This is a genomic window from Shigella sp. SIG6 (assembly GCF_053555815.1).
This window is the reverse complement of sequence record NZ_JBQZXC010000356.1, coordinates 1-300: the sequence shown is the minus strand read 5'-3', so window position 1 is coordinate 300 and position 300 is coordinate 1. Positions and strand designations below refer to the sequence as shown.

2 tRNA genes are annotated in these 300 nt (G+C 47.3%); both read right to left on the bottom strand.

Annotated features, from left to right (window positions below):
• Window positions 1-81 precede the first annotated feature (81 nt).
• A tRNA-Ala gene (locus tag ACUU1M_RS20815) sits at window positions 82-157 on the bottom strand.
• Between the two features lie 42 nt (window positions 158-199).
• A tRNA-Ile gene (locus ACUU1M_RS20810) sits at window positions 200-276 on the bottom strand.
• Between the last annotated feature and the right edge of the window lie 24 nt (window positions 277-300).

Genomic DNA, 300 nt, shown 5'->3' with positions numbered 1-300 from the left:
CCAGATTTTTAAAGAGCAAAACTTCGCAGTGAACCTTTGCAGGTACACTCTGAAGTATTTTTTATTTAATCACTACAGAGATGGTGGAGCTATGCGGGATCGAACCGCAGACCTCCTGCGTGCAAAGCAGGCGCTCTCCCAGCTGAGCTATAGCCCCATAACATGTAGTTAAAACCTCTTCAAATTTGCCGTGCAAATTTGGTAGGCCTGAGTGGACTTGAACCACCGACCTCACCCTTATCAGGGGTGCGCTCTAACCACCTGAGCTACAAGCCTGTAGAGGTTTTACTGCTCATTTTC